Below are 3980 nucleotides of genomic sequence, written 5' to 3' on the forward strand. Positions count from 1 at the left end.
GTGAGAGGTGTCGGCTGGGAGCCGGATGCGTTAACGGCGCCAGTCCGGTTCTGAGAGGGTTCGGTGATCAATTGGACAAGGATCAAATATTGTGACACCACAAGGAGAAATCCGTGGCAAACCGTGAGCACAAAGCGTATCCTAACATCCGAGAGACACCGTTCTACTCGCCCGAAGTCGGGCTTGCGAGGTTTTAGGAATGGACAATCAACTTTCCCGACTCGGTGATGCGGGTCGTTATCGGACTGACTGGTCGCCTTTCCGCTCGCTTGACGCTACTCGGACACGGCAAACAAACTCGCACAATGCCCGTCGTCGTGACTCAGATCGCTAAAACTCTCGCGTGGATCGTAGCCTTCGGGCTGCTTGGGCTATCGCTCGCGCCGGCGATCGCCTCAGCGCCCCAGCAACACTATGAACTTCGCTACGTCGTAGTTGGTGGTGTTTCTGGGCTGCTAATTGGCGTCTTCCTTCACCGACCGTGGATTACACCATGATGCTTGCCCGCGTATCGCCGTCCCGGCGTTGCTTTCTCCTCCCGGAACCCATGCTCGACACACCGTGGCGACGTCCCGTCGTTACTTTTGACTCTCGTGGTCCCATGATCGATCAACGCCCGATACAATCGCCGATAACCATGCGATGGTGACGGAGCGGCGGCATCGTTTTTGCAAAGTGGTTCAATCACCCTTCGCCGCCCGCACATCGCTCCCGTTCTGCTACGAAGGAAACACCCACCTCAGAATGAGAATCAAACGTTGCGTCGACACGCCATTCTCGTTCAATACTCGCACGCTCTTTGCGATCGTTACCGTTTCTGCAATTGGGATGTGGCGTGGCGTTTTTGCATTGCTTGTGGCAATCGGAATTACGGCAATTCACTATCTAGTGCTCTCCGCGTTCGCATGGCTTTTGGCACGAATCAATGGACACCCCAAACCTCCGTATCATCGTTGGCGATTGGTCACAGCCGATAACGGCGACACGATTCGGACCTGCACAACTACTTTCCTGATCTTCTTCGCTGTTTGGCATTTGTTCTGGTTGCTGGTTCTACTGCCACCAGGCTTCCCGCAGCTCTGGGATTCTCAAATTCACGGATTCTGTACCTTGGCTCAACTCGAACACACCGTGGCTGCCGCATTTGCTCTGCTGCTCGTCACGTCGTTCCTAACCAACATTTTCGCTGGTACGCCTTTCTCTCATCGGATTTGCATTGACACCTCTACGCTGCTAACCTTGCTCTCGGCTACTCACTTTGCCATTCCTTAACCCGAGCGCAAGAGCAGAACCATCGATTGCAACGGAGCGGCGGTGGTCGCCGTTTTGGCAATGGCTGAGTCTCTCGCCGCCGCCCGCTGAATCGTGACGTTCTGCCAATTGAACATTAAGTTCGACATTCAATGCCACGCTTTTCATTGTTGATTGCGATCATGACGATTCTCCCGTTCGCGTCGGGATGCTCGGGATCGCCGCGCGGTGGCGCGAACGTTGGCACTGCGACCCAAGTCACTCTCGAGCAACTTAGCGGCGTGACAGCGCACCTCCCGATGTTCTACTACATCGGCTCCGACGATGAATTCCACTTCTTTCGCGGCGATGGTATCGGCTATTTTCGATTGACGCGATCCGAGTCGATCCCTGAGTTTCCAAGTATGGACGGAAGTGATATTTCTATCGACGAGATTGCGTTGTTTGTCACGATCAAGGACGGAAAACTGACGGCACCGGGGCCGGGCGCATTTCCGCTCGGTGAGTTTTGATGAGGCGCAACGGAAGGCAGAACCATCGCATGCACGCGGAGGCCCGTTGGCTCGGTTTCACAAATGGAATATCAACTCACGGGCCCCGGTGATGCGGGCCGTTCTGACACGCTTGAGTCGTTTTTGATTCGACCTCCAATGCGACCGAGTGCGGACATGACGATGCGTGTGTCGTGGCGGACGTGAATGCTGCCAGTGGATTGATACGATGGACCGTTTTTGCTTCGGTCGTCCATCGCAGGCGGACGCGACCTGCGGCTGCACTTGCGTTTCCCAGCCCGTTCAATTGCTTCGATCGCAATCATCTTTCTGCCCCACATCTTTTTGCCATTGCTCCGGCGCTGGTAGCGTCACCATTTATTTGCTTGACTGGATCGACTCATGGTAAACTCACGCAACGTTGGGCTCGTTTCGCTGCGAGCTTGGTAAGCACCGCTCGCGGTCAGAACCATGCGGTCAACGGGAGTTCGCGAGCCAGTCCACTTCAATAAAACATCAAACCCGCGAACCCCGTTACCGCTACCGTTATCGCAACTAGCTGCGTGACCTGCGCTGATTTGCGATTCATGCCATCGCTGCCGTGTCAAGCAAAATCCGCGGTTCTGATCGTGCAACATCTTGTCATCGCAGTCCGTTACACTAGCTTCACTGGTCGATCCCAACGGTTGTCTGCTTGACGGGCCACCCACGGGGCGGAACGCCACTGCAGCCATACTCGATTCATGCTTGCTGCGATCTGCGATAACCATGCGATGGTGACGGAGCGGCGGCATCGTTTTTGCAAAGTGGTTCAATCACCCTTCGCCGCCCGCACATCGCTCCCGTTCCCCGACTCGAATGCAGCACGACAATGTTACGAAACACGTTGATCTCATGCGTACCTGTCTTACTCCTGACGTCGACCTCTTTTGCTGCGGAACCGTCTGATTGGGAATTGATCCGCGATGCCACCAACCGGCAACGCCTTATCCGAATCACGGACGAGCCACATGAGATGGATGACTCGACGAACAAGGCGTGCCGGCCCTTCGGATTCGACGCAAATCTGATCCATGATGGGTATGGTCAATCCGCATTTTGCAACGTTTACGTGAACGAAAAAGGAAAACGTGCATTGATTGACGGACTGAATCACTACCCCCAGGGATCGATGATCGTCAAGTCGAAACTAAGGTCTAAGAGCGATAGAGACCCGGAGCTTTACACGGTAATGCGAAAGATGGGATCGACATTCGACGCACAAAATCGAAATTGGGAGTACTCTGTGATCGATGGGCGCACACGTCGTATTCTTGCGCGTGGACGGATTGACTCGTGTATCTCCTGCCACGCTCGATACGCTGAGACTGACTACATTACTCGCGTCTATATGAAGCAAGACGACGGGGAACCATCCGTTGGACCGAAGCCGGGCTTGCGCAACCAAATGCAGTAGAGACGTTGACCCTCCCGGCTCGGTCAACGGTACCGTTCTGCCACCGGGAATTCTCTGATGTCTGAGAATCTGACTGCATGTCAATCTAAAGGGGCATCGCATCGCCGCGTTGCGGTGATGTTGCTCATTGCGGCTTTCGCGAGCCTGGCGATTCTTTGGCCAGTTCGCAACATCCTGCTTGAAATATTCTTCCCCGAGAACGCCTATTTCAGTGCGAGTACGGTAAGTGAGCTTCCTGAGCGGTTTCGTGACTACGTTCCGAAGAACGCCACCGATATACGGTTGCGGACATACCAAAGTTCATGGTGGATCACCGTGGAATCAACCTGCAGTGAGTCCGACGCGACCTACTGGGCCCTGTCACACGATCGAACTCTGGGAACGGACGGCAGGGTTCCGGATCTCCCAGATCACTCCCTCCCTCCACACCAACTCGGATTCGTTCCTGTCGCGAATAACCACGAACGCTACCTTTGGCATTCTGGCAACTACGGGAACATTAGCGATATCGTTTACGATCGCGAAACCCAAAGGCTATACTACTTGCAGTCCCGCATTTGAATCCAAAAAAAGGCAGAACCATCGGTTGCAACGGAGGCCGCGACTTGAGTTTTCTTGATGTGGAGAGTCGATCGCGCGGCCCCGCTGAACCGTCCCGTTCGCCAATACAGTGGCTCCAAGATGCGACCGCAATTCTCACTTCAACGCCTTCTGGTGTTCGTGCTAGTAATTGCATTTACCTTCGCAGTTGGTCCGTACGTGTATTGCCAAGTCCGCTACTT

At 54.5% G+C, this 3980-nt stretch carries 4 protein-coding genes; all 4 read left to right on the forward strand.

Going from position 1 to position 3980, the window contains the following annotated elements; genetic code table 11:
* Positions 1–744 precede the first annotated feature (744 nt).
* Positions 745–1272 carry a hypothetical protein gene (locus ABEA92_RS31105; protein WP_345689751.1) on the forward strand — a complete coding sequence of 176 codons (528 nt, stop codon included), beginning with the start codon at positions 745–747 and terminating at the stop codon, positions 1270–1272.
* 131 nt (positions 1273–1403) lie between these two features.
* Positions 1404–1763, forward strand: coding sequence for a hypothetical protein (locus ABEA92_RS31110; RefSeq protein WP_345689752.1), 360 nt, complete (start codon positions 1404–1406; stop codon positions 1761–1763).
* A 994-nt stretch (positions 1764–2757) separates the two neighbouring features.
* On the forward strand, positions 2758–3198 hold the full coding sequence (locus ABEA92_RS31475) for a cytochrome P460 family protein (RefSeq protein ID WP_372720451.1): 441 nt from the start codon (positions 2758–2760) through the stop codon (positions 3196–3198).
* Between the two features lie 57 nt (positions 3199–3255).
* Complete coding sequence (locus ABEA92_RS31115) at positions 3256–3759, forward strand: hypothetical protein (RefSeq protein WP_345327419.1); 504 nt, start codon at positions 3256–3258, stop codon at positions 3757–3759.
* The last annotated feature ends 221 nt before the right edge of the window (positions 3760–3980 follow it).

Origin of the sequence: Novipirellula caenicola, from assembly GCF_039545035.1 — a bacterium.
Taxonomy (GTDB): domain Bacteria; phylum Planctomycetota; class Planctomycetia; order Pirellulales; family Pirellulaceae; genus Novipirellula; species Novipirellula caenicola.